Source organism: Streptococcus sp. SM5, from assembly GCF_027497975.1.
In genome coordinates this window covers 111,806-136,610 of sequence record NZ_JAJNSC010000008.1, presented here as the reverse complement: position 1 = coordinate 136,610, position 24,805 = coordinate 111,806, and the positions used below count along the sequence as shown (strand labels likewise).

21 protein-coding genes and 1 pseudogene are annotated in these 24,805 nt (G+C 40.0%); 21 read left to right on the top strand and 1 reads right to left on the bottom strand.

The window, feature by feature from the left end:
• Positions 1–17: 17 nt before the first annotated feature.
• A complete protein-coding gene (locus PAN07_RS08000) occupies positions 18–209 on the top strand; it encodes a CsbD family protein (RefSeq protein WP_000051182.1) in 192 nt (63 codons plus the stop codon).
• A 45-nt stretch (positions 210–254) separates the two neighbouring features.
• On the opposite strand, the gene PAN07_RS07995 is transcribed toward PAN07_RS08000, so the two are convergent.
• The gene (locus tag PAN07_RS07995; RefSeq protein WP_269797671.1) at positions 255–1,700 is read right to left on the bottom strand and encodes a UDP-N-acetylmuramoyl-L-alanyl-D-glutamate--L-lysine ligase; all 1,446 of its coding nucleotides are present in this window, start codon (positions 1,698–1,700) and stop codon (positions 255–257) included.
• 105 nt (positions 1,701–1,805) lie between these two features.
• On the opposite strand from PAN07_RS07995, the gene PAN07_RS07990 reads away from it, so the two are divergent.
• From PAN07_RS07990 to nadE, 20 genes and pseudogenes are all read left to right on the top strand, one after another.
• Positions 1,806–3,428, top strand: coding sequence for a polysaccharide biosynthesis protein (locus tag PAN07_RS07990; RefSeq protein WP_269797670.1), 1,623 nt, complete (start codon positions 1,806–1,808; stop codon positions 3,426–3,428).
• A gap of 204 nt (positions 3,429–3,632) precedes the next feature.
• Positions 3,633–5,591, top strand: coding sequence for a peptide ABC transporter substrate-binding protein (locus PAN07_RS07985; RefSeq protein WP_225742070.1), 1,959 nt, complete (start codon positions 3,633–3,635; stop codon positions 5,589–5,591).
• A 309-nt stretch (positions 5,592–5,900) separates the two neighbouring features.
• The gene (locus PAN07_RS07980) at positions 5,901–6,356 is read left to right on the top strand and encodes a hypothetical protein (RefSeq protein ID WP_269797669.1); all 456 of its coding nucleotides are present in this window, start codon (positions 5,901–5,903) and stop codon (positions 6,354–6,356) included.
• A 164-nt stretch (positions 6,357–6,520) separates the two neighbouring features.
• The gene (locus PAN07_RS07975; protein ID WP_269797668.1) at positions 6,521–7,615 is read left to right on the top strand and encodes a cystathionine gamma-synthase; all 1,095 of its coding nucleotides are present in this window, start codon (positions 6,521–6,523) and stop codon (positions 7,613–7,615) included.
• A gap of 7 nt (positions 7,616–7,622) precedes the next feature.
• Positions 7,623–8,789: a MalY/PatB family protein gene (locus tag PAN07_RS07970; protein ID WP_269797667.1), complete on the top strand. Its 1,167-nt coding sequence runs from the start codon at positions 7,623–7,625 to the stop codon at positions 8,787–8,789.
• A 92-nt stretch (positions 8,790–8,881) separates the two neighbouring features.
• Entirely contained in the window at positions 8,882–11,980 is a 3,099-nt protein-coding gene (locus PAN07_RS07965; protein ID WP_269797666.1) for a DEAD/DEAH box helicase, read from the top strand.
• A 47-nt stretch (positions 11,981–12,027) separates the two neighbouring features.
• On the top strand, positions 12,028–12,645 hold the full coding sequence (locus PAN07_RS07960) for a cystathionine gamma-synthase (RefSeq protein ID WP_070529128.1): 618 nt from the start codon (positions 12,028–12,030) through the stop codon (positions 12,643–12,645).
• A 10-nt stretch (positions 12,646–12,655) separates the two neighbouring features.
• On the top strand, positions 12,656–13,990 hold the full coding sequence (gene murC / locus PAN07_RS07955; RefSeq protein WP_070529130.1) for a UDP-N-acetylmuramate--L-alanine ligase: 1,335 nt from the start codon (positions 12,656–12,658) through the stop codon (positions 13,988–13,990).
• 9 nt (positions 13,991–13,999) lie between these two features.
• Entirely contained in the window at positions 14,000–14,461 is a 462-nt protein-coding gene (locus PAN07_RS07950; RefSeq protein WP_269797665.1) for a GNAT family N-acetyltransferase, read from the top strand.
• Positions 14,458–14,952 (top strand): GNAT family N-acetyltransferase, encoded by a 495-nt coding sequence (locus PAN07_RS07945; RefSeq protein ID WP_269797664.1) that lies wholly within the window; start codon positions 14,458–14,460, stop codon positions 14,950–14,952. Before PAN07_RS07950 ends, PAN07_RS07945 begins: the two co-directional genes overlap by 4 nt.
• Positions 14,953–15,031: 79 nt before the next feature.
• A complete protein-coding gene (gene mltG, locus PAN07_RS07940; protein WP_269797663.1) occupies positions 15,032–16,726 on the top strand; it encodes an endolytic transglycosylase MltG in 1,695 nt (564 codons plus the stop codon).
• 60 nt (positions 16,727–16,786) lie between these two features.
• On the top strand, positions 16,787–17,269 hold the full coding sequence (gene greA, locus PAN07_RS07935; protein ID WP_000818768.1) for a transcription elongation factor GreA: 483 nt from the start codon (positions 16,787–16,789) through the stop codon (positions 17,267–17,269).
• Positions 17,270–17,344: 75 nt separating this feature from the next.
• Positions 17,345–18,709 (top strand): amino acid permease, encoded by a 1,365-nt coding sequence (locus PAN07_RS07930; protein ID WP_269797662.1) that lies wholly within the window; start codon positions 17,345–17,347, stop codon positions 18,707–18,709.
• A 102-nt stretch (positions 18,710–18,811) separates the two neighbouring features.
• Complete coding sequence (locus PAN07_RS07925; RefSeq protein WP_269797661.1) at positions 18,812–19,222, top strand: GNAT family N-acetyltransferase; 411 nt, start codon at positions 18,812–18,814, stop codon at positions 19,220–19,222.
• 184 nt (positions 19,223–19,406) lie between these two features.
• A pseudogene (locus tag PAN07_RS07920) lies at positions 19,407–20,299 on the top strand (ABC transporter ATP-binding protein).
• Between the two features lie 15 nt (positions 20,300–20,314).
• Positions 20,315–21,043: a hypothetical protein gene (locus PAN07_RS07915; protein WP_269797660.1), complete on the top strand. Its 729-nt coding sequence runs from the start codon at positions 20,315–20,317 to the stop codon at positions 21,041–21,043.
• Positions 21,044–21,421: 378 nt separating this feature from the next.
• Positions 21,422–21,631 carry a helix-turn-helix transcriptional regulator gene (locus PAN07_RS07910; protein ID WP_001107500.1) on the top strand — a complete coding sequence of 70 codons (210 nt, stop codon included), beginning with the start codon at positions 21,422–21,424 and terminating at the stop codon, positions 21,629–21,631.
• Positions 21,621–22,109, top strand: coding sequence for a DUF6773 family protein (locus PAN07_RS07905; RefSeq protein WP_261100923.1), 489 nt, complete (start codon positions 21,621–21,623; stop codon positions 22,107–22,109). The genes PAN07_RS07910 and PAN07_RS07905 overlap by 11 nt, the downstream gene beginning before the upstream one ends.
• 115 nt (positions 22,110–22,224) lie before the next feature.
• A complete protein-coding gene (locus tag PAN07_RS07900; RefSeq protein ID WP_269797659.1) occupies positions 22,225–23,685 on the top strand; it encodes a nicotinate phosphoribosyltransferase in 1,461 nt (486 codons plus the stop codon).
• A complete protein-coding gene (gene nadE, locus PAN07_RS07895; RefSeq protein WP_084862522.1) occupies positions 23,682–24,506 on the top strand; it encodes an ammonia-dependent NAD(+) synthetase in 825 nt (274 codons plus the stop codon). Before PAN07_RS07900 ends, nadE begins: the two co-directional genes overlap by 4 nt.
• The last annotated feature ends 299 nt before the right edge of the window (positions 24,507–24,805 follow it).

The following is a 24,805-nucleotide window of genomic DNA, read 5'->3' as shown; positions in this document are numbered from 1 at the left end:
TTAAAGGAGACAATCATATGTCACTTGAAAACAAATTGGAACAAGCAACAGGCGCTATCAAAGAAGGATTTGGTAAAGTTACTGGAGATGGCAAGACTGAAGCAGAAGGCGCTGTAGAAAAGACAGTTGCTAAGGCAAAAGAAGTAGTTGAAGATGCTAAAGGTGCTGTAGAAGGTGCCGTTGAAGGTTTGAAAAACGCTTTTAAATAAAGATAAAAAAATCAAGGGTTTCATTTCCCTTGATTTTTTACTATCTTATAAATAATTTTCTGCGACGGCTGCATCTCCTGGATAGGCTTCTTTCTTGCCTTGGACGATTTGGTAGCAATCGGCTCCCTTACCGGCGATAATAACTGCATCTAATTCGTGATTTGTGATAGCCGTAGCTGCCTTGATGGCTTCTTGGCGATCCGCAATTTTTTCAACAGGATGATTGATATAGCTACTAATTTCATCTGCAATGGCCATTGGGTCTTCATAGTTGGGGTCATCAGCAGTCAGAAAGACTTGAATCTCAGGGTGTTGATTAAGGAGGAGGCCAAAGTCCTTACGACGGCTTTCTCCCTTATTCCCTGTCGAACCTAACACCAGAGCAATCTTTCCAGTTTGATGAGTTTCTACAACCTTGATTAGTTTTTTGAGACTGTCACCATTGTGTGCATAGTCGATAAAAACCTTTGCTCCATTTTTCTGAGTGAGGACTTCCATACGACCAGGAACGCGGGTTGCAGCGATTCCTTTTTTGATGTCCTCAAGACTAGGTCCGAGACGGAGGCAAGCAAGTCCAGCAGCAACGGCATTTTCTTGGTTGAAGTGGCCGATGAGTTGAATAGCATAATCTCCAGCGAGTTTACCCGTAGCTGAAAAACTAAAGGCTTTGGAATTCTCGATTTGGTTGTTCGACTGACTACCGTAGAAATCATGGTCTTGATCTTCTACTTGTTCTTTCAAGACAGAAAAGTGGTCCATGTCACTGTTAATGATGACTGCACGGCTATTTTCCATTAAGAGACGCTTATGGTAGAAGTAGTCTTCAAAGCTAGGGTGTTCAATCGGGCCGATATGGTCTGGGCTAATATTGAGGAAAACTCCCACATCAAAAGTTAGACCATAGACACGTTTGACCAGATAGGCCTGACTGGATACCTCCATGATGAGGTGAGTACGGTCATTTTGCACAGCTTGATTCATCATGTCAAAGAGGTCAATACTCTCAGGGGTTGTTAATGCAGACTTAAAGAAAGTCTTGCCATCTAGAGTTGTGTTCATGGTTGAGAGCATAGCAGGTCGATGCCCTTGAGATAAGATGTTATAAGCGAAGTAGGCTGCTGTTGTTTTACCTTTGGTTCCAGTGAAGGCGAGGAGTTTGAGTTTTTCCTGTGGATTGCCATAAAATTCCATAGCTACCAAACTCATGGCTTTCTTGATATCGCTGACGATAATAGCAGGAATACCAACTTCATAGTCTTCTTCAGCCACATACCAACCGAGGCCTTGAGAGATGGCAGAAATCAGAAATTCCTTTTTAAAGGCAGCACCCTTGACGAAAAAGAGGCTCTTCTCTTTGGCCTTGCGGCTATCATAGCAGATGGTGTCAAAAACAACTTTGCTGTAGTTGTAGAGATAATGTCCTTGGTCGATAATCTCACGGAAGAGACCATCTTTCTTTAAAATATCTAATACGGTTTCAATCTTAATCATACTTTCTATTGTAAACCGAAAGTCCTAAATTTACAAGTGACAAGGAAAAGTTTATAATGGAAGATGAGGAATTTTTCCTAGTGATTAAAATTAAATGAGGAATCTATGTCTAACGAAAACAATCACCAGCAGGCCCAGATGTTACGGGGGACTGCTTGGCTAACGGCTAGTAACTTTATCAGTCGTCTACTCGGTGCCATTTATATCATCCCTTGGTATATCTGGATGGGGTCTTATGCGGCTACAGCAAATGGTCTCTTTACTATGGGCTACAATATCTATGCCTGGTTCTTGCTGATTTCAACAGCGGGTATTCCAGTTGCGGTTGCCAAGCAAGTGGCCAAGTATAATACCATGCGAGAAGAAGAGCATAGCTTTGCCCTGATTCGGAGCTTTTTAGGCTTTATGACGGGATTAGGTCTTATTTTTGCACTAGTCTTGTATGTCTTTGCTCCATGGCTAGCAGACTTGTCGGGTGTAGGGAAAGACCTGATCCCAATCATGCAGAGCTTGGCTTGGGCGGTCTTGATTTTCCCATCTATGAGTGTTATCCGAGGTTTCTTCCAAGGGATGAATAACCTGAAACCTTATGCCATGAGCCAAATCGCTGAGCAGGTCATTCGTGTTATCTGGATGCTCTTAGCTACCTTTATGATTATGAAAATGGGCTCAGGAGACTATCTAGCAGCGGTTACCCAATCCACCTTTGCTGCCTTTGTCGGCATGGTAGCTAGTTTTGCAGTTTTGATCTATTTCCTTGCTAAAGAAGGATTACTTAAAAGAGTCCTTGAAACAGGAGATAAGATAAACAGCAAGCGTCTTTTGGTCGACACCATTAAGGAAGCCATTCCTTTTATCCTGACAGGGTCTGCCATCCAGCTTTTCCAAATCTTGGACCAAAATACCTTTATCAATAGCATGAAGTGGTTTACCAACTATAGTAATGAAGACTTAATTGTCATGTTTTCTTATTTCTCTGCCAATCCTAATAAAATCACTATGATTTTGATTTCTGTTGGGGTTTCGATTGGGAGTGTCGGTTTGCCACTTTTGACTGAAAACTATGTGAAAGGTGATTTGAGGTCTGCCTCTAAATTGATTCAAGATAATCTAACTATGCTTCTATTGTTTCTTTTTCCTGCAACTGTGGGAGTGGTCATGGTCGGTGAACCTATTTATACCATATTTTACGGGAAGCCAGATGGTTTGGCATTAGGTTTGTTTATCTTTGCAGTCTTACAGTCAACCATTTTGGGTGTATATATGGTTTTGTCACCAATGCTTCAGGCTATGTTCCATAACCGTAAAGCAATCCGTTACTTTTTCTATGGTTCGGTTGCTAAGCTAGTCTTGCAATTACCAACAATTTATCTTTTTCACAGTTATGGTCCTTTGATTTCAACATCAATCGCTCTTATCATCCCTATTATATTCATTTATCGTGAACTATGTAGGGTAACAGGAATGAGAGGTAATGTGGTATTTAGGAGAACGATTTTAATCAGTTTGTTGACTTTTGTTATGTTCATCGGTGTAGGCGCTATTCAGTGGATACTGGGATTTGTCTTCCAACCAAGTGGACGTTTGTGGAGTTTTCTATATGTAACTCTTATCGGTGCCATGGGTGGAGGAGTTTATGGAATTATGAGCCTCCGTACCCGTTTATTGGATAAGGTGATTGGAAAAGCCCAAGCAGATCGCTTACGAATCAAATTAAAGTTAACTTAAAAAATATTTATAAATAAAAGGGATAATTTGAACATTTCTATCATGAAATGCTTGAATTATTCTCTTTTTTATTAATTTGTAGAATAATAACTAAAGTTTGTAGATGGTAATTTAATTTTTCTTAAATTTTACTTAAAAATCTATTGACTAAATAAAACTCAAGTTGTATAATAAGACAAATATTTAAATCAGGAGGTTCTGGAGATGAAAAAGTCTAAAGCCAAGTATGCAGCACTTGCGGGTGTCGTGTTAAGTGCAGGTATTTTATTAAGCGCGTGTGGGAATTCTAGCACAGGGTCAAAAACATATAACTATGTTTATGTTAGTGATCCGTCTAGTTTGAATTATCTAGCAGAAAACCGTGCAACAACCAATGATATCGTGGTTAATTTGGTAGATGGGCTCATGGAAAATGACCAGTATGGGAACTATATTCCATCCTTGGCAGAGGATTGGAGTGTTTCTAAGGACGGTTTGACCTATACCTACAAACTGCGTAAAGATGCTAAATGGTATACTGCAGATGGAGATGAATATGCTCCTGTAACTGCCCAAGATTTTGTAACTGGTTTGAAATATGCAGCTGATAAAAAATCAGAAGCCTTGTACTTAGTGCAAGAATCCGTTGCTGGTTTAGATGACTATATCACTGGTAAAACAACAGACTTTTCAACTGTCGGAGTTAAGGCTCTTGATGACCAAACTGTTCAATATACCTTGACACGACCAGAATCTTATTGGAACTCAAAAACAACTTCAACCATTCTCTTCCCAGTCAATGCAGATTTCTTGAAATCAAAAGGGGATGATTTTGGGAAGGTAGACCCATCTAGTATTTTGTACAATGGACCTTTCTTGATGAAATCCTTTGTTTCAAAATCTGTTATTGAATTTAAGAAAAATCCGAACTACTGGGATGCTAAAAATGTCTTTGTAGATGATGTGAAATTGGCCTATTATGATGGTAGTGACCAAGATGCACTGGCTCGTAACTTTGTAGAAGGTGCTTATAGCTACGCTCGTCTTTATCCAAATAGTTCAAGTTTTGAAGGAATTAAAGAAAAGAATAAGGACAATATCATTTATAGTTTACAAGATGCTACTTCTTACTTCTTAAACTTTAATCTAGATAGAAAATCTTATAAGTTCACTTCCAAGACAAGTGATGCTGAGAAGAAATCGACTCAAGAAGCGGTTCTTAACAAAAACTTCCGTCAAGCCATCAACTTTGCCTATGATCGTACAGCTTACGGGGCTCAATCTCAGGGAGAAGATGGTGCAACTAAGATTTTGCGTAACTTGGTTGTTCCTCCAAACTTCGTAAGTATCAACGGAAAAGACTTTGGTGAAGTAGTAGCCTCTAAGATGGTGAATTATGGTAAGGAATGGCAAGGAATCAACTTTGCGGATGCCCAAGATCCATACTACAATGCTGAAAAAGCCAAGGCTAAATTTGCAGAGGCTAAGAAAGAACTCCAAGCTAAAGGAGTCCAATTCCCTATTCACTTGGACATGACAGTTGACCAAGCTGCTAAAAAAGGTGTCCAAGAGGCAAACTCTATGAAACAATCTATTGAGGCAGCTTTAGGTGCAGAAAATGTTGTAATTGATATTCAACAACTCACTACTGAAGATTATGACAATACAAGCTATTTGGCTCAGACAGCAGCTCAGAAGGATTATGATCTTTACAACGGTGGTTGGGGATCTGACTATCAAGATCCATCAACTTATCTTGATATTTTCAATGTGAAGAGCGGTGGAGTGTTGCAAAATCTGGGTATAGAGCCTGGTGAATCTAATGATAAGGCTAAGGCTGTTGGACTGGATATCTACACTCAAATGCTGGAAGAAGCCAATAAGGAGCAAGATCTTGCAAAACGCTATGAAAAGTATGCTGAGATCCAAGCATGGTTGGTAGATAGCGCTTTAGCGATTCCAAATATTTCTAAGGGGGGAACACCAGTATTGAGAAAAACAGTTCCTTTCTCAGAACCATATTCATTAGCTGGTAATAAAGGTATTGAATCATATAAATACCTCAAAGTACAAGATAAAACAGTCACAAAAGATGAATATGAAAAAGCTAAAGAAAAATGGTTGAAAGAAAAAGAAGAATCTAATAAAAAAGCCCAAGAAGAATTGGCAAAACATGTCAAATAAGGATTTTTCAAGAAAAACGATAGTTTCGAAAGAAACTGTCGTTTTTTAGTAGAATGATGACAAATTTGGAAGAAAAGTGTTTACATTTTTTCTTTGTTTACTTGATTTATGCTATAATGAATATAATAAAAGTTGCGAGAAGCTATTTTCGAAGGTCCTCATAGCTAATTGAGGATACATAGATTAAATTAATTTTATAGGAGGGATACTGTCTACTAAAAAGTAAGATAAAACGCAACAAATGATAAGTTCTTCTTTATGTGAAGAGTTCTTATTTGCCTATTTACTAATCGTTATGGAGGTATCATCATGGGCGCTATTATGGAGTTTGCAACAGAAAAACAGATTGCATCATTTCTTTCAACTTGTCGCATTGAAGGGCAAAAGAATTTTCTGATGGCTTTCAAGAAAAAGACATGGTTGAAATCCTTTGTTGATTTTTTCATTATAGGAGGTAGTTACTATGTTCAGTCGAGTGTGAAGCCTAAGATTCTGGCCTTTACACCTATGGGTATCTACTTGATGGACATCAGTGATGTAACTGAAAATCATTCTAATCAAGTCGTAGAGATGCCTTGGAATCAAGTTCAAGATTTTACTTATAAGACAGTCTTGAATACAGTTCGGCTGAACTGGAACTATCAAAATGAAGACTATATTTTTTCCGTGGATGTCGGTCAGATTGGTCAGCATGTGGGCCAGTATCAATTTAATAAAGACCATTATGACTATTTAGCCCAACAGGATTTCTTTCAGTCTAAGTAAGGCCTAGCAATCATTTTCACAAAAGAATCTGGAAGCTTTTCTGGATTCTTTTTAGCTTTACTCGATAAGTCTATAGTTTGAAACTATAACTAGCTCTTGAAAAGAAGAAAATGAGTTGATGAAAATAAGTGGTACAATAGTTACTATAGATTTGGAGGTATTGTATGAGCAAGGAATTACACATTAACACAATTTTGGCCCAGGCGGGTATCAAGTCAGACGAAGCAACAGGATCTTTGGTGACACCGCTTCATTTTTCGACGACATATCAGCACCCAGAGTTTGGTCAGTCTACTGGTTTTGACTATACGCGTACCAAAAACCCAACTCGTAGCAAGGCGGAAGAAGTCTTGGCAGCTATTGAGTCCGCAGACTATGCCCTAGCGACTAGCTCAGGAATGTCAGCGATTGTGTTAGCTTTTAGCGTCTTTCCAGTAGGAAGTAAGGTCTTAGCTGTCCGTGACCTTTATGGTGGTTCTTTCCGTTGGTTTAACCAAGTGGAGCAGGAAGGCCGTTTCCATTTTAACTATGCCAATACAGAAGAAGAGTTGATTGGCGAGTTGGAGAAGGATGTGGATGTCCTCTATATCGAAACGCCAACCAATCCTTTGATGTTGGAATTTGATATCGAAAAACTAGCAAAATTGGCTCATGCTAAGGGGGCCAAAGTGGTGGTAGACAATACCTTCTACAGCCCTATCTACCAACGTCCGATTGAAGATGGAGCAGATATCGTTCTTCATTCAGCAACCAAGTATCTAGCAGGACACAATGATGTCTTGGCTGGAGTGGTTGTGACCAATAGTTTAGAACTATACGAAAAACTTTTCTACAATCTCAATACGACAGGGGCAGTCTTGTCTCCATTTGACAGTTATCAATTGATTCGTGGTCTCAAGACCTTGTCTCTTCGTATGGAGCGCTCAACAGCTAACGCCCAAGAAGTGGTTGCCTTTTTGAAGGATTCTCCAGCAGTTAAGGAAGTTCTCTACACTGGTCGTGGGGGCATGATTTCCTTTAAAGTAGCGGATGAAACACGCATTCCTCATATTTTGAACAGCCTCAAGGTCTTCTCTTTTGCGGAAAGTTTGGGTGGGGTAGAAAGTCTCATTACTTATCCAACGACTCAAACTCACGCTGATATTCCAGCAGAAGTGCGCCATTCTTATGGTTTGACAGATGACCTCTTGCGCTTGTCGATTGGGATTGAGGATGCTAGAGATTTGATTGCAGATTTGCGTCAAGCCTTGGAAGGATAAGACAAAGATGGGAAAATATGATTTTACAAGCCTGCCCAATCGTTTAGGGCACCATACCTATAAATGGAAAGAAGCAGAAACGGATAGTGAAGTCCTACCAGCTTGGATAGCGGATATGGACTTTGTAGTCTTGCCTGAAATCCGCCAAGCTGTGCAAACTTACGCTGATCAACTGGTTTATGGCTATACCTATGCCAGTGAAGAGTTAATTAAGGAAGTTCAAAAGTGGGAAGCCACACAACATGGTTACCACTTTGATAAAGAAGCTCTAGTCTTTATCGAGGGTGTAGTCCCAGCTATCTCAACAGCTATTCAAGCCTTTACAAAAGAAGATGAGGCGGTTTTGATTAACACACCTGTCTATCTACCCTTTGCACGCAGTGTCAAGTTAAATAACCGCAGATTGATTACTAATTCTTTGGTGGAAAAGGATGGTCTGTTTGAGATTGACTTTGACAAACTTGAAAAGGATCTGGTAGAAGAGAATGTCAAACTCTATATCCTCTGCAACCCTCACAATCCTGGTGGACGTGTGTGGGAAAAGGAAGTGTTGGAGAAGATTGGACAACTCTGCCAAAAACATGGTGTTTTGTTGGTTTCGGATGAGATTCACCAAGATTTGGCCCTCTTTGGTCACAAGCATCATTCCTTCAATACCATCAACCCTGACTTTAAAGAATTTGCTATCGTCTTGAGCAGTGCCACTAAAACCTTTAACATTGCTGGGACAAAAAATTCCTATGCAGTCATTGAAAATCCTAAGTTGAGAGCGGCTTACCAGAAACGTCAGTTGGCTAATAATCAGCATGAAATTTCAGGCTTGGGTTATTTGGCGACAGAAGCTGCTTATCGCTATGGGAAGGATTGGTTAGAGGAACTCAAGCAAGTCTTTGAAGACCATATCAATTATGTGGTGGATCTATTTGGTAAAGAGACTAAAATCAAGGTCATGAAACCGCAAGGAACCTATTTGATTTGGCTTGATTTTTCAGCTTATGACCTGACTGATGAAACATTGCAAGAGCTTTTGAGGAATGAAGCCAAGGTTATCCTCAACCGTGGTTTGGATTTTGGGGAGGAAGGAAGTCTCCATGCCCGACTCAATGTAGCCATGCCTAAATCTCTGTTGCAAGAAGTTTGTCAGCGTATCGTTACCACTTTTGCCAAACTTTAAAAATCCAGCCTTCTAGGAGAAAAGTCTTCCTAGAAGGCTATTTTCATAGGCGAAAATATGGTATAATAAAAAGATAAGGTAAAGGTGAAAATATGGCTAAATTGATTCCGGGGAAAGTCCGTATCGAAGGCGTTGCCCTTTATGAAACTGGTAAAGTTGACATTATCAAGGAAAAGAACAATCGGCTCTACGCTCGCGTTGCAGAAGAAGAACTGCGCTATAGTTTAGAGGATGATTTGGTTTTTTGTGCCTGCGATTTTTTCCAAAAGAGGGGCTACTGTGTGCATTTGGCAGCTCTAGAGCATTTTCTAAAAAATGATGAGCGTGGTCAGGAAATCTTGCAGAGTCTGGAAGAAGGTCATGAAGAAAAAGAGGCCGTTGAAACCAAGGTGACCTTGGGTGGCAAATTTTTGGACCGAATCTTATCTCCAAAATCAGAACGAGCCTATGAGTTATCGGCTGTGGGGCAGGTGGAAGCAGGAACCAATCATATCTTGTGGACCCTGAGAATCGGGCAAATCAATAGCCAAAAATACTATGTCGTTCGCGATATTCCACTTTTTTTAAGAGTTGTTGAGAAGAGAAAACCTTATATGATTGGCAAGATTTATGAGGAGTCTCTTTCTTGGGAATCCTTTGATGAGGCTAGCCAAGAACTTCTGACTTTCTTGCGAGGACTAGTGGAGGAAGGACTGGTTCCAGATCTCTTTTTCCAAAACCAGGGTCGGCACCTCTTTTTCCCTCTGACCTTTTTTGAGCAGGGTGTGAATTTATTGATGACCTTACCCCATTTTCAATTTGATCATCAAGTGGATAGCTACCAGACCCTACTTTTTCAGGATATGCATGCTGATGCCAATCTCTTTGCCTTTACAGTAACAGAATACTCGGATTATTTTGAAATGGAAATCAGTGATAGTCCGAGGGTAAATGTCTTTTATCAGGGAGCTGTACTTTTCCATAAAGGACAGGTTTATTTTCTAACAGACCAGCAGATGCGTCTTCTCAAGGAAATCAAAGCGCTGCCTGTGGATCAACATGGAAAGAAATTTCTGCAATTTGATAGCAGTGACCGAGATAAGTTGGCTTCCTGTCTGACTCTCTTTAGCCAGATGGGGAACGTCTCAGCTCCAGAACGTCTACAAATCAAAACTTTTTCTCCCTCTTTTTACTTTGACAGGGAAGAGGATAATCGGATTCGTCTGGAAATCCGGTTTGATTATGGGGATAGACAGGTATCTAGCCGACAAGAGCTAGAAGAATTACCCTTTTCGAGTGATGCTGACTTAGAAGAAAGAATTTTCCAAGTCTGTTTGGCAGCTGGATTTGAAGCGGACTTTCAATCTTGGCGTCAGGCCTTAAAAGCAGAGTCTGTCTATCATTTCTTCCATGATATCATCCCAGTCTTTGAAAAACTCGGGCATGTTAACCTATCAGACAAGTTAGAAGAACTATATAGTCTAGCGAGTCCTCAAGTGCAGATTGCTTCCAAGGGAGGTCTCTTGGAAATCCAGTTTGATTTTCAAGATATTGCCCAAGAGGAAATTGACCAAGCCATGCAGGCCTTGGTTGATAATCAAGATTTTTATATTGATTCGTCTAATCAAGTCTACTTTTTCGATGAAGAAACCAAGAAAATTCGTCAAAACTTACAGGAACTGGGGCAGTTTGAACTAAAAGATGGCTCCTTGCAGGCTCGAAAATCCTTGGCCTACAGTTTAGCCCATCTCTTTGAAGGGCGAGACCGTGTTTCTTTTTCACAAGAATTCCAAAATCTGGCCCAGGATTTGACGCATCCAGAGGCTTTCCCTCGACAAGCAACTCAGGTTCAGGCTGATTTGCGAGATTATCAGGAAAAGGGAATCGGCTGGCTGCAAATGCTCCATCATTATGGTTTTGGTGGGATTTTGGCTGATGATATGGGATTGGGGAAAACTCTCCAGACCATTGCTTTTTTGACCAGTCAAGTGACAAAAGAAAGTCGAGTCTTGATTCTCGCTCCGTCGGGTTTGATTTACAACTGGGCAGATGAATTTAAGAAATTTGCCCCACAGTTGGATGTGGCTGTTGTTCATGGTTTGAAAACTAGTCGTGAAGAGATTCTTGCTGAGAGCCATCAAATCTATGTGACGAGTTATGCTACTTTCCGTCAGGACAGTGATCTTTATCAGGGGATGGCCTTTGACTTCCTTTTCTTAGATGAGGCTCAGGTCATGAAAAATGCTCAGACTAAGATCGCCCAGACCTTGAGACAATTTGTGGTACCGTCGGTCTTTGCCTTGTCAGGAACTCCTATTGAAAACCATCTGGGTGAGCTGTGGTCTATTTTCCAAATTGTCATGCCAGGACTTTTGCCAAGCAAGAAAGAATTTATGAAATTACCAGCTGAGCGCGTTGCTCAGTTTATCAAACCTTTCGTCATGCGACGCAAGAAAGAAGAAGTTCTAACTGAATTGCCCGACTTGATCGAAGTGGTTTATAAGAATGAACTGGAAGACCAGCAAAAGGCTATCTATCTAGCTCAGTTGCAACAGATGAGAGACCGTCTGGCTCAAGTGTCAGATCAGGAATTTCAGCGAAGTCGTGTGGAAATCTTATCTGGTCTGATGCGCTTGCGCCAAATCTGTGATACGCCTGCCCTCTTTATGGAAGATTATCAGGGAGCCAGTGGCAAATTGGATAGTCTCCGAGACTTGCTGGTACAGGTGGCAGATGGTGGACACCGTGTCTTGATTTTCTCGCAGTTCAAGGGAATGTTGGAGAAAATTGAACAAGAACTGCCAGACTTGGGCTTGACTTCTTTTAAAATCACGGGTTCAACCCCAGCCAAGGAAAGACAAGACATGACCAAGGCCTTTAATCAAGGGGAAAGAGATGCATTTCTGATTTCCCTCAAGGCTGGTGGGGTCGGTCTAAACCTGACAGGTGCTGATACAGTTATCTTGGTTGACCTTTGGTGGAATCCTGCGGTGGAAGCGCAAGCCATTGGCCGTGCCCATCGTATGGGGCAAGAAGAAACAGTTGAGGTCTATCGCTTGGTGACTAGGGGAACCATTGAAGAAAAAATTCAGGAACTCCAAGAACAAAAGAAACATCTGGTGTCACAAGTATTGGACGGAACAGAGTCACGTGGTAGTCTCACCCTAGCAGAAATTAGAGAAATTTTGGGAATTTCTGAAGCCAGCACTTGAAAAATCAAGACAATACGCTATAATGAAGTGTTGAAAGGAAATAGAAAATGAGAGAAGAACGATTTCCATTGGTCTCAGATGATGAGGTCATGCTGACTGAGATGCCGGTTATGGACCTCTATGATGAATCTGACTTTATCAGTAATATCAAGGGAGAATACCGTGATAAGAATTATCTGGAGTGGGCCCCTATTACTGAAGAAAAACCAGTTAAACCGCTTGAAAAGCCAGTAGAGAAACCTAAGAAGGCTGGGTTAGGGGTTAAAAAAGAAGGAAAGAGCTATGCGGAGGTGGCGCGTGAAGAAGCGCGTGCGGACTTGAAAAAGAAACGATCAGCAAGTTATCTGACCAAGGATATTACTCCTACAAGACACCATTCTAAGCCAAGTCTAGTTAGACAGGGCAATCAACCTACTGCGCCTTTCCAAAAGGAAAATCCTGGTGAATTTGTTAAATATAGTCAAAAATTGACCCAGTCTCATTACATCTTGGCGGAAGAAGTGAGCAATATTTCGACTCAAGCTGAGCCAAAAGAAACTTCAGGACCAAAGAAAAACAACTATGATTTTCTGAAGAAGAGCCAAATCTACAATAAAAAGAATCAACAAAAAGAACAAGAACGTCGGGTTGCCCAAGAGTTGAATCTGACAAGAATTACGGAATAGGGGAGAAAACATGTCAAAGACATATCATTTTATCGGAATTAAGGGATCAGGGATGAGTGCCTTGGCCTTGATGTTGCACCAAATGGGGCACAAGGTTCAAGGATCAGATGTTGAAAAATACTACTTTACTCAACGTGGTCTTGAGCAGGCAGGAATTACCATTCTTCCTTTTGATGAAAAGAATCTAGACGGTGATATGGAAATCATCGCTGGAAATGCCTTTCGTCCAGATAACAACGTCGAAATTGCCTATGCGGACCAAAATGGCATCAGCTACAAGCGTTACCATGAGTTCCTAGGTAGCTTTATGCGTGACTTTGTTAGCATGGGAGTTGCTGGAGCGCACGGAAAAACTTCAACGACAGGTATGTTATCTCATGTCTTGTCTCACATTACAGATACTAGCTTCTTGATTGGAGACGGGACAGGTCGTGGTTCAGCCAATGCCAAATATTTTGTCTTTGAATCTGACGAATATGAGCGTCACTTCATGCCTTACCACCCAGAATACTCTATTATCACCAACATTGACTTTGACCACCCAGACTATTTCACAAGCCTAGAGGATGTTTTCAATGCCTTTAACGACTATGCTAAACAAATTACCAAAGGTTTGTTTATCTACGGAGAAGATGCTGAATTGCGTAAGATTACGTCTGATGCACCAATTTATTATTATGGTTTTGAAGCAGAAGGTAATGACTTTGTCGCTAGTGATCTTCTTCGTTCAACAACTGGTTCAACCTTCACAGTTCATTTCCGTGGACAAGACTTGGGGCAATTCCATATTCCAACCTTTGGTCGTCACAATATCATGAATGCGACAGCCGTTATTGGTCTTCTTTATACAGCTGGATTTGATTTGAACTTAGTTCGTGAACACTTGAAAACATTTGCCGGTGTTAAGCGTCGTTTCACTGAGAAAATTGTCAATGACACGGTGATTATCGATGACTTTGCCCACCATCCAACAGAAATCATTGCAACCTTGGATGCGGCTCGTCAAAAATATCCAAGCAAAGAGATCGTAGCAATCTTCCAACCGCATACTTTTACAAGAACCATTGCCTTGTTGGACGAATTTGCCCACGCTTTGAACCAAGCGGATGCAGTTTACCTAGCGCAAATTTATGGATCTGCTCGTGAAGTAGACCATGGTGATGTTAAGGTAGAAGACCTAGCCAATAAAATCACTAAGAAACACCAAGTGATCACTGTTGAAAATGTTTCTCCACTCCTAGACCATGACAATGCTGTTTACGTCTTTATGGGAGCAGGAGATATCCAAACCTATGAATACTCATTTGAGCGACTCTTGTCTAACTTGACAAGCAATGTTCAATAGGATTTTCCCATGGAAATTCCAATTAAGATCATTCAGGCAAGTAAGTCTGATTTGGCTGAGATAGAGGAACTTCAGGCTTCATCTTTTCCAGCTGAAAAGCAGCAACCTTCCCATATTTTAGAAGAAAGTATCCGTAAGTGTGCGGATACCTTTCTTCTAGCTAGGGATGAAAATCAGCTTCTGGGCTATGTTCTAGGCGATCCTCAGCCACATAATCCGCAATGTCTAGAAATGCATTCTTTAGTCATTGACTCTGGCCATCAGAGACAGGGCTTGGGCACGCTTCTTCTTGCAGCCTTGAAAGAGGTGGCGGTTGAGCTGGATTACAAAGCTATTCGTTTGAAGAGTCCTGATGAGTTGCTATCCTATTTTGAAATGAACGGTTTTATTGATGAAGAAACTTCCCTTTATGCAGCTAGCCAGGGTTATAGTATGATTTGGTTTAATCCTTTTTACCTGGAGGTACAATGAAGATCAGGCAAGCAAAATTAGAAGATTTGGATTGGATTGTCGAGATTGAACTAGAAAATTTCTCGATTGAAGAAGCTATTCCTCGCTCTGTTTTTGAGACGCATTTGCGAAAAATTCAGACCTCGTTTCTGGTTGCAGAAAAAGAGGGCAGAATCATGGGGTATATAGAAGGGCCAGTTGGACCACACCGCCATCTGCAAGATCAGTCTTTTACAGAAGAGATAGAAGATTATAGTCATGAGCCGGGTGGTTATATCTCTGTGACCTGTCTTTCTATTGCCAAGGAAGCACAGGGCCTTGGACTTGGTCAGAAATTACTAACAGCCTTGAAAGAGTTGGCTCTTGAACACGAAAGAGAAGGTATTAACCTAACCTGTCATGACTATCTCATCGCCTACTACGAAAAACATGGATTTGTCAATGAAGGCCGGTCTCAGTCAACCTTTGCAGGAGAAACATGGTATGATATGATCTGGGACGCTAAAAAATAAGCTAGAAAAGCATGCTAGGTTGCTTTTCTTTCGTTTTTAAGATATAATATTATGGATTGTCAACGAGGAGGATAAACTTTTGAGTGAAAAAACAAGAGAAGACGAAAAATTAAGCTTTAAAGAGCAAATTTTACGTGATTTAGAGAGAGTAAAAAAACAAGATAGAAGTGAGCAAGAAAATGAGATTACAAGTTTTGAAACTCCTTTATCTCAAGAAGATTCAGTAGTTCCTTCAACTCAGGAACATGAACCTTCAGCAGAAGAGTTGATGGCTAATTCTCTTTCTGTTGTGGATCAAATATTAAAGAATGCTCCTGGTGTTCCATCACGTTCTAATAATATTTCGGATGAAATTGCAGGAAATGAAGAAATTGCAGAACCTAAAATTGAAGCGGTAGTTGAACCAGTAGAACCTATTTTCGAGCCAGTTCAACCAAAAGTAGAACCTGTAAAACTTAACGAAGACAAAGAATTTAACGAGATTCCAACAAAGGTTGCGGTGTCGTATAAAACAAGTAGACAACAGGAAGAAGTTAGTACTCCTGCAGTGGATAATGAGTTGTTTGAGTCAGCTGAATCGGCAGATAGCTTAGGTTCAGTTCCTAGACGTAGTCGCCGTGAGACAGTTAAACCTGTTAAGAAGAAAAAATCACATTTGAAGGCTTTCTTCATTTCATTACTGATTTTCCTTGCTCTGATTTCGGCAGGTGGTTACTTCGGTTATCAGTATGTTCAGTCATCCTTGCTACCTGTTGATGCAAATTCTAAGGAATATGTAACGGTTCAAATCCCAGAGGGATCAAATGTCCAAGAGATTGGATCAACTCTTGAGCATTCTGGTGTGATTAAACACGGTGTGATTTTTGCTTTCTATGCAAAATATAAGAATTATTCAGATTTGAAGGCTGGATATTACAATTTGCAAAAGAGCATGAGTACAGAGGACATCATTAAGGAACTGCAAAAAGGTGGTACACCTGAACCTCAGGCTCCATCTCTTGCAAACTTGACAATTCCAGAAGGATATACCATTGATCAAATTGCCCAAGCTGTAGGCCAATTACAAGGTGAATTTAAAGAACCTTTGACAGCGGAAACTTTCTTGGCTAAAGTGCAAGATGACAACTTTATCAGTCAAGAAGTTGCTAAATATCCAAACCTACTCGAAAGCTTGCCAACGAAAGAAAGTGGAGCTCGTTACCGTTTGGAAGGTTATCTTTTCCCAGCGACCTACTCTATCAAGGAAAGCACAACTATTGAAAGCTTGATTGATGAGATGTTGGCAGCCATGGATAAGACCTTGACTCCGCACTACAGTGCAATTAAGTCTAAGAACTTAACTGTCAATGAATTGCTAACAATTGCTTCACTGGTTGAAAAAGAAGGGGCTAAGACTGAAGACCGTAAGTTGATTGCGGGTGTTTTCTACAACCGTTTGAATCTTGGTATGCCACTTCAAAGCAATATTGCAATCTTGTATGCCCAAGGGAAACTTGGTCAAAATATCAGCCTAGCAGATGATGCTGGAATTGATACATCGATTAATTCACCATACAATGTTTATACAAAACCTGGTTTGATGCCTGGTCCAGTAGATAGTCCAAGTCAGGACGCGATTGAAGCAAGTATCAACCAAACAAAGAGTGAGAACCTATACTTTGTAGCCAATGTTACAGATGGTAAAGTCTATTACGCAGTTACTCAAGAAGAACATGATCGTAATGTAGCTGAGCACGTCAATAGCAAGCTTACTCAAAATAGTAGTTCAAACTAAGACTACACAAATGAGAATCTCAGATAGAGATTCAATATTATCGAAAGAAAGTTGAGAAAAATGGCAGAAAAAACATATCCTATGACCCTTGAGGAAAAGGAAAAACTTGAAAAAGAATTAGAAGAATTGAAATTGGTCCGCCGTCCAGAAGTGGTAGAACGCATTAAGATTGCCCGTTCATACGGTGACCTTTCTGAAAACAGTGAATACGAAGCAGCTAAGGATGAACAAGCCTTTGTCGAAGGACAAATCTCTAGCTTGGAAACAAAAATCCGCTATGCTGAAATCGTTAATAGCGACTCAGTTGCCCAAGACGAAGTAGCGATTGGTAAAACAGTCACTATCCAAGAAATTGGTGAGGACGAAGAAGAAGTTTATATTATCGTAGGTTCAGCCGGTGCGGATGCCTTTGCAGGTAAGGTTTCAAATGAAAGCCCAATTGGACAAGCCTTGATTGGCAAAAAAACAGGTGATACAGCAACCATTGAAACACCTGTTGGCAGCTACGATGTAAAAATCTTGAAGGTTGAAAAAACAGCCTAAGGGCAGAAAAAAGGAGTGGGGAGGCAATGCGCTTCACTCACTCCTTTTTCCATTTTAAATTGAATTGGAGACTATATGAGTTCAAAGAAGAAAAAAAATAAGATGGAGCGTGGTCTGACCAATCGTCACGTGCAGGTTATGGCTATTGCTGGAACAATCGGAACAGGACTCTTTTTGGGAGCGGGTCGCTCTATTAGCCTAACAGGTCCTTCTATTGTACTGATTTATATGATTACTGGTGCTTTTATGTTCCTCATGATGCGTGCGGTTGGGGAAATGCTCTACCAAGATCCTGAGCAACATACCTTTATCAACTTTATCACACGCCATTTGGGTAAGGGCTGGGGTTATTTCTCAGTTTGGTCTTACTGGTTATCCGTTGTCTTTATCGGTATGGCGGAAATCACAGCCATTTCTCACTATGTTCAGTTCTGGTTCCCTAGCTGGCCAAGTTGGATGATTGAGATTGGATTTTTGACCATTCTAGCCTTGGTCAATCTGATTGCAGTTAAGCTCTTTGGAGAAGTTGAGTTTTGGTTTGCGATGGTCAAGATTGTGGCTATTTTAGCCATGATTGCCACAGGGGTCTTTATGGTCTTGACAGGCTTTAAGACACCTCATGGTGTAGCAAGTTTGGCTAATATTGCTGACAATTTCTCCCTCTTCCCAAATGGTGGAGTCAACTTTGTCATGGCCTTCCAGATGGTGTTCTTTGCCTACCTCATGATTGAGTTTATCGGGGTCACAACTTCTGAAACAAAAAATCCACGTCAGGTCTTGCCAAAAGCCGTTAAGGAAATTCCTTTGCGTATCGCCTTTTTCTACGGTGGTGCCCTCTTAGCCATCATGGCTATCATTCCTTGGCGTGAGCTTGCTTCTGCTGATTCTCCTTTTGTTACAGTATTTGAATTGGCCGGTATCAAGTGGGCTGCAGCCTTGATTAACTTCGTCGTTTTGACCTCAGCAGCATCTGCCCTTAACTCGACCCTCTACTCAACAGGGCGTCATTTGTACCAGATTGCCCATGATTCGCCAAACCCATTCTTAAAGGCTATCAAGGCAGACACCCTTTCTCGCCATAACGTGCCACAAAATGCTATCATTGCTTCAGCGGTTTTGATTGCCCTAGCAGCCTTTATCAACGTCTTGCCAGGTGTTTCTGATGCCTTTGCCTTGATTACGGCATCATCATCAGGTGTCTATATCGCCATTTATATCTTGATTATGGTGGCTCACCTTAAATACCGCAAGTCACCAGACTTTATGGCGGATGGCTATCTCATGCCCCATTATCGTTTCCTAAATCCTATAACCATGCTCTTCTTTGCCTTTGTCTTTGTAACCCTCTTTTTACAAGAGTCTACATTTGTAGGAGCAATCGGTTCAGCTATCTGGATTATCGGTTTTGGGATTTACAGCCAGTGGAAATTTAGAAAATAGATTTGAAACTCATCAACTCAGGTTGGTGAGTTTTTTGCTAGTTTGACAGTCTTTTGAAATAAGACTATAATACAAGCTGTATCAGTTTTCAAGGAGGTTTGGATGTACTTTAGATTGGAAAATAAGGAATCCCATAAATCACAAGAAATAGGGAATCTGATTCGTGCTTATAATCGTTCAAAAAGAGAAGAGGCCGAAAGTGAGCCGCTTAATCTTTATGTCGAAGATGAAAAGGGCAATCTCTTGGCAGGCTTAGTAGCAGAGACTTTTGGAAATTGGCTAGAAATCGAGTATTTATTTGTAAAAGAGGAACTGAGAGGGCAAGGAATCGGTTCAAAACTATTGCAACAAGCAGAAACTGAAGCTAAGAATCGAAACTGTCGTTTTGCTTTTGTCAATACTTACCAGTTTCAAGCTCCAGATTTTTATAAAAGGCATAGCTACAAGGAAGTCTTTACCTTGCAAGACTATCCCTACACAGGACAAAGATACTATTACCAAAAGGATTTGTGACCTAGACTTCTATCCTTTGAAGAGGAGCTTAGCTAAGTATCAAATAAGAACGAATACTCTTTATCATGTAAGATGATAGAGAGTTTTTTTGTTAATAAAATATTACAAAATGACATCTATATATTGCATTAAGTTAGATATATGATATAATATTGTTAAAAAGAGGCGCAACTTTTTAAAATTAATGAGAATCAAAGAGAAAACCAATAATATTAATGGAGGAATTAAAAAATGGAAGTTATAAATGTAAGTAAAAATTATGGTCATTCAACCATTCTCAAAGATGTAAATTTTGCACTTAATAAGGGTGAAATTGTTGGTCTAGTAGGGAGAAACGGAGTTGGCAAGAGTACGTTGATGAAAATTCTTGTCCAGAATAATCAACCGACTTCAGGGAATATTATAAGTAGTGATAATGTTGGGTATTTAATCGAAGAACCAAAATTATTTTTATCTAAAACAGGTTTAGAGAATTTAAAATATTTGTCAAATTTATATGGTGTTGACTACAATCAAGAAAGATTTGGAAGTTTGATTCAAGAGTTAGATTTGACTCAGTCTATTAATAAAAAAGTAAAGACCTATTCTTTGGGTACAAAACAAAAATTAGCTTTGCTTCTAACTCTTGTTACGGAACCTGATATATTGATTTTAGATGAACCGACTAATGGTTTAGATATTGAATCATCACAAATAGTTTTAGCGGTTCTAAAAAATTTAGCTTTACATGAAAATGTGGGAATTTTAATATCGAGTCATAAATTAGAAGATATTGAAGAAATTTGTGAAAGGGTTCTTTTCTTGGAGAACGGGCTTTTGACATTTCAAAAAGTAGGAAAAGATGGTCATAATTGCTTGTTTGAGATAGCTTTTTCATCAGCTACAGATAAAGACATTTTCCTTACCAAACAAGAATTTGGGGATATTGTTCAGGAAGAGGGACTGAGAATTACTATGTCTGGGACTATTCAAAGTAGTGAGCTTTTTAAATTTTTTAACGAAAACTCTATTAAAGTAGTTGATTTTGAAACTAAAAAAGAGACGCTTAAAGATATTTATCTAAATCGTTCAAAATAAAGGAAGGATATAATCATGAAATTAAATAAATTGAATTTTCTTAAGGAAAATATAAGGGATTTATATTCATCAGGCGTAATATATCTCGGTTTGATTATCTCATTTATACCGCCGATACTGGTTACATTCTTTATTCTAAAGACTCAAGGGACATCACTTGGTATTAAGCATATTTCAAATTTTTATGCTATGCTCGGTATGTTAATGGCTGTTATACATGCTAACCGAATTATTAGCAGGGATTTTTCCCACAATACGATCAGTTTATTTTATAATCAAAAGAAAAATCGGATGATTTACGTCTTGTCTAATTTTCTATATGCCATCTCAGTTTCCATTATTTATGCTTTGAATGGCATTGTGCTACTAGTCATCGTAAGTAAATTGGGTGTTCCAGGTGATTTAGGATTAGATTTTATAGTAGCCATTGTAGTCAATACAATTTTGTTAGTCCTATTTTATTTTCTATTATCTTACATTTTCTATTTATACAAATTGAAAAGTGGCTTGGTATTTGGTATTTTAGTAGCTTTACTACTCTTTATCCCTAATATATTAAATACGATTATGATGAATACTAGTAATGATTTGTTTATCAAAGCAATTGAACTTCTTCCTTTTTATTGTTTACCTGTATTTGTGGTTTCAAATACGATGTCTATTAGTCAGTATCTTGTGGTAATCACTACAATCATTTTATTGTACTTTTTCACTCTCAAGAAAAGCAAGGAGTATTCATTTTAGTTTTATTTAGTATTATTTTGCAGACTTAAAATCCAGCAAAAAATCAGTCATCTTGCTATGCTCCTGCTCTTGTTGTGTGCACGTTTTTGTCTTATGCTAGACTCATTTCCAAAAGCATTATATAATAGTGATATGAAATCAACTAAATAAGAAATACAAGCAATCAAAACTCGTTTAAAAGATCCTACCAAAGCTAACACTAAACAAAAATAAAAGAGTAAACTAGGAAGTTTATTTCAAACAATCCAACATACTGATTTTAGGCTGAAGATAATATTGGAGTGCTAATTAATGAGGTTATAATAAATAGCTGACAGCTTGTGTTGGTTTTGGATTTTTTAAGAGTAGATGAGTATTAAAACTATAAGGAGGACGCAGGTGGCTAAAAATTTAAAATTAAAATTAGCTCGTGTAGAGCTTGATTTAACTCAAGGTCAACTGGCAGAGGCTGTGGGGGTGACGCGCCAGACTATTGGTTTGATAGAGGCGGGAAAATACAATCCCAGTCTCTCGCTTTGCCAGTCCATTTGTAGATGTTTAGGGAAAACCTTAGACCAACTATTTTGGGAGGAAGAAGATGGTAAATAAATTCATTCATTATCAATTACTTGACGAAAGAGAAGAACAACTAATCAATAAAGCTGGGGCAGAATCCTTTACCCTCTTCATTGGGCTTGTACTTCTAAGCTATTTGGTGGCTGTATTAGCTCCCTCTCTTTTTAATCCGAATTTTCTAGTCTATACTCTGATAGTAGGAATTTTATTCTTTTTCAATCGTGCCCGTTATCTGGGAGTGACCTACTATAGTCGTTTTCATTTTACGATTTTGGGTTGTTTTTTACTAACCTTGGTTATTACGGCTCTTTTGATGTTACAGAATTATCAATTCAACATAGAAATTTATCAGCACAATCCTTTGAATGTTAAATACCTGTCTGCTTGGGTCATTACTTATGTTATTTACCTTCCTTGGGTTTTTATCGGCAATCTTGGTCTGAAGAGCTATGGCGAATGGGCTCAGAAAAAATTTGAGCAAGATATGGATGAATTGGAGAGTGGTGAATAGCTTGTTACTCTTTTCTCAATCCAGCTAAAATGTGATATAATAGTACTAATTTATTGGAATACATGAAAGTTTTTGAAAAATTTCATGTGTTTCTAGTTAAGGAAGTAGGAAAAGTATGTACCCAGATGATAGTTTGACATTGCACACGGACTTGTACCAGATTAACATGATGCAGGTTTACTTTGACCAAGGGATTCACAATAAAAAGGCGGTCTTTGAGGTTTATTTCCGCCAGCAGCCTTTTAAGAATGGCTATGCGGTTTTTGCAGGTTTGGAAAGAATTGTGAGTTATCTTGAAAACCTGCGTTTTTCAGATAGTGATATTGCCTATTTGGAGTCGCTAGGCTATCATGGGGCATTCTTGGACTACCTCCGCAATTTCAAGTTGGAGTTGACCGTTCGTTCTGCCCAAGAAGGGGACTTGGTTTTTGCTAATGAACCGATTGTACAGGTGGAAGGCCCTCTAGCTCAATGTCAGTTGGTCGAAACTGCTCTTTTGAACATCGTCAACTACCAGACCTTGGTGGCGACTAAGGCAGCTCGTATTCGCTCGGTTATTGAAGATGAACCCTTGATGGAGTTTGGGACACGTCGGGCTCAAGAAATGGATGCGGCTATCTGGGGAACACGCGCAGCGGTGATTGGTGGCGCCAATGGAACCAGCAACGTGCGCGCTGGTAAACTCTTTGACATTCCTGTCTTGGGGACTCATGCCCATGCCTTGGTGCAGGTTTATGGCAATGATTATGAGGCTTTCAAGGCTTATGTTGCGACCCACAAAAACTGTGTATTTCTTGTGGACACCTATGACACCCTTCGCATTGGGGTACCCGCTGCTATTCAGGTGGCTCGTGAGCTAGGTAACCAGATTAACTTTATGGGTGTGCGGATTGATTCTGGGGATATTGCCTACATTTCCAAGAAAGTTCGTCAGCAACTGGACGAGGCTGGATTTACAGAGGCTAAGATTTATGCTTCTAATGATTTGGACGAAAATACTATCCTCAACCTCAAGATGCAAAAGGCCAAGATTGATGTCTGGGGTGTGGGTACCAAGTTGATTACAGCTTATGACCAGCCAGCTCTTGGGGCAGTTTATAAGATTGTTGCAATCGAAGATGAAAATGGCCAGATGCGCAATACTATCAAGCTGTCAAATAATGCTGAAAAAGTGTCTACACCAGGTAAGAAGCAGGTGTGGCGCATTACCAGTCGTGAAAAAGGCAAGTCAGAAGGAGACTATATCACTTATGATGGCGTAGATGTTGCCAGCATGACAGAAATCAAGATGTTCCACCCGACTTATACCTATATCAAAAAGACCGTTCGTAATTTTGATGCAGTTCCTCTATTGGTGGATATTTTTAAGGATGGGAAATTGGTCTATGACTTACCAAGTTTACCTGATATTCAAGCCTATGCTCGTAAGGAATTTGACAAGCTCTGGGACGAGTACAAACGGGTGCTCAATCCGCAACACTATCCAGTGGACTTGGCGCGTGATGTATGGCAAGACAAGATGGACTTGATTGACAAGATGCGTAAGGAAGCCCTCGGTGAAGGAGAAGAAGAATGAGTTTGCAAGAGATTATTATTCAAGAACTAGGCGTGAAACCAGTGATCGATGCCCAAGAAGAAATCTGTCGTTCTATTGATTTCTTAAAAAGATATCTGAAAAAGCATCCCTTCCTTAAAACTTTTGTACTAGGAATTTCTGGAGGACAAGACTCAACCTTAGCAGGACGATTGGCTCAACTGGCCATGGAAGAACTGCGAGCAGAGACGGGTGATGACAGCTACAAATTTATTGCGGTCCGCCTGCCTTATGGAGTACAAGCCGATGAAGCAGATGCTCAAAAAGCTCTAGCCTTCATCCAGCCAGATGTCAGCTTGGTTGTGAATATCAAGGAGTCTGCAGATGCTATGACAGCTGCAGTTGAAGCGACAGGTAGTCCTGTTTCAGATTTTAACAAGGGCAATATCAAGGCACGTTGCCGTATGATTGCTCAGTATGCCCTTGCTGGTTCCCATAGAGGAGCGGTCATTGGAACAGACCACGCTGCGGAAAATATCACAGGCTTCTTTACCAAGTTTGGTGATGGTGGTGCAGATATTCTCCCTCTTTATCGCCTCAATAAACGCCAAGGAAAACAACTCTTGAAGGAACTTGGTGCAGACCCAGCCCTTTATGAAAAAATCCCAACAGCAGACCTAGAAGAAGATAAACCAGGTCTAGCTGACGAAGTGGCCCTTGGAGTCACTTATGAAGAGATTGACGACTACCTAGAAGGAAAAATAATCAGCCCAGAAGCTCAAGCAACTATCGAAAACTGGTGGCACAAAGGCCAACACAAACGCCACCTACCAATCACCGTATTTGATGACTTTTGGGAGTAAAAAGGTCCGGGGGACCTTTTTAGCTTCTTGCCCTGAAATTAAAAAGCAAGAAAAACCTCCAGTGGAGGTTTTCAGCCTCTCACCTTGGAATAAGAAAGTGAGAGAAGGTCCGGTAACTCACAGAGTTCGATTTCGTCGTCTCACCCCCGCAACGATGACTAGGTTTGAAAAAGCTTGCTAGAGCGCATTTCAAACCAGACAGCGACTGCGTCAAGTAACTAGATGAAAAACTTGTTTTTTAGTTGTTACTGAGTTTAGTCTTTTTACCCCGAGCATGGAAACAGGTAAGCGAAGAAGGT

Excerpts from the sequence above, each read along its gene's own strand:
- PAN07_RS07995 (WP_269797671.1), bottom strand. The coding sequence starts at position 1,700 with ATGATTAAGATTGAAACCGTATTAGATATTTTAAAGAAAGATGGTCTC.
- nadE (WP_084862522.1), top strand. The coding sequence starts at position 23,682 with ATGAGTTTGCAAGAGATTATTATTCAAGAACTAGGCGTGAAACCAGTG.
- PAN07_RS07900 (WP_269797659.1), top strand. The coding sequence starts at position 22,225 with ATGTACCCAGATGATAGTTTGACATTGCACACGGACTTGTACCAGATT.
- PAN07_RS07960 (WP_070529128.1), top strand. The coding sequence starts at position 12,028 with ATGAGAGAAGAACGATTTCCATTGGTCTCAGATGATGAGGTCATGCTG.
- greA (WP_000818768.1), top strand. The coding sequence starts at position 16,787 with ATGGCAGAAAAAACATATCCTATGACCCTTGAGGAAAAGGAAAAACTT.
- murC (WP_070529130.1), top strand. The coding sequence starts at position 12,656 with ATGTCAAAGACATATCATTTTATCGGAATTAAGGGATCAGGGATGAGT.
- PAN07_RS07945 (WP_269797664.1), top strand. The coding sequence starts at position 14,458 with ATGAAGATCAGGCAAGCAAAATTAGAAGATTTGGATTGGATTGTCGAG.
- PAN07_RS07975 (WP_269797668.1), top strand. The coding sequence starts at position 6,521 with ATGAGCAAGGAATTACACATTAACACAATTTTGGCCCAGGCGGGTATC.
- PAN07_RS07990 (WP_269797670.1), top strand. The coding sequence starts at position 1,806 with ATGTCTAACGAAAACAATCACCAGCAGGCCCAGATGTTACGGGGGACT.
- PAN07_RS07980 (WP_269797669.1), top strand. The coding sequence starts at position 5,901 with ATGGGCGCTATTATGGAGTTTGCAACAGAAAAACAGATTGCATCATTT.
- PAN07_RS08000 (WP_000051182.1), top strand. The coding sequence starts at position 18 with ATGTCACTTGAAAACAAATTGGAACAAGCAACAGGCGCTATCAAAGAA.
- PAN07_RS07970 (WP_269797667.1), top strand. The coding sequence starts at position 7,623 with ATGGGAAAATATGATTTTACAAGCCTGCCCAATCGTTTAGGGCACCAT.
- PAN07_RS07905 (WP_261100923.1), top strand. The coding sequence starts at position 21,621 with ATGGTAAATAAATTCATTCATTATCAATTACTTGACGAAAGAGAAGAA.
- PAN07_RS07965 (WP_269797666.1), top strand. The coding sequence starts at position 8,882 with ATGGCTAAATTGATTCCGGGGAAAGTCCGTATCGAAGGCGTTGCCCTT.
- PAN07_RS07915 (WP_269797660.1), top strand. The coding sequence starts at position 20,315 with ATGAAATTAAATAAATTGAATTTTCTTAAGGAAAATATAAGGGATTTA.
- PAN07_RS07985 (WP_225742070.1), top strand. The coding sequence starts at position 3,633 with ATGAAAAAGTCTAAAGCCAAGTATGCAGCACTTGCGGGTGTCGTGTTA.
- PAN07_RS07925 (WP_269797661.1), top strand. The coding sequence starts at position 18,812 with ATGTACTTTAGATTGGAAAATAAGGAATCCCATAAATCACAAGAAATA.
- PAN07_RS07930 (WP_269797662.1), top strand. The coding sequence starts at position 17,345 with ATGAGTTCAAAGAAGAAAAAAAATAAGATGGAGCGTGGTCTGACCAAT.
- PAN07_RS07950 (WP_269797665.1), top strand. The coding sequence starts at position 14,000 with ATGGAAATTCCAATTAAGATCATTCAGGCAAGTAAGTCTGATTTGGCT.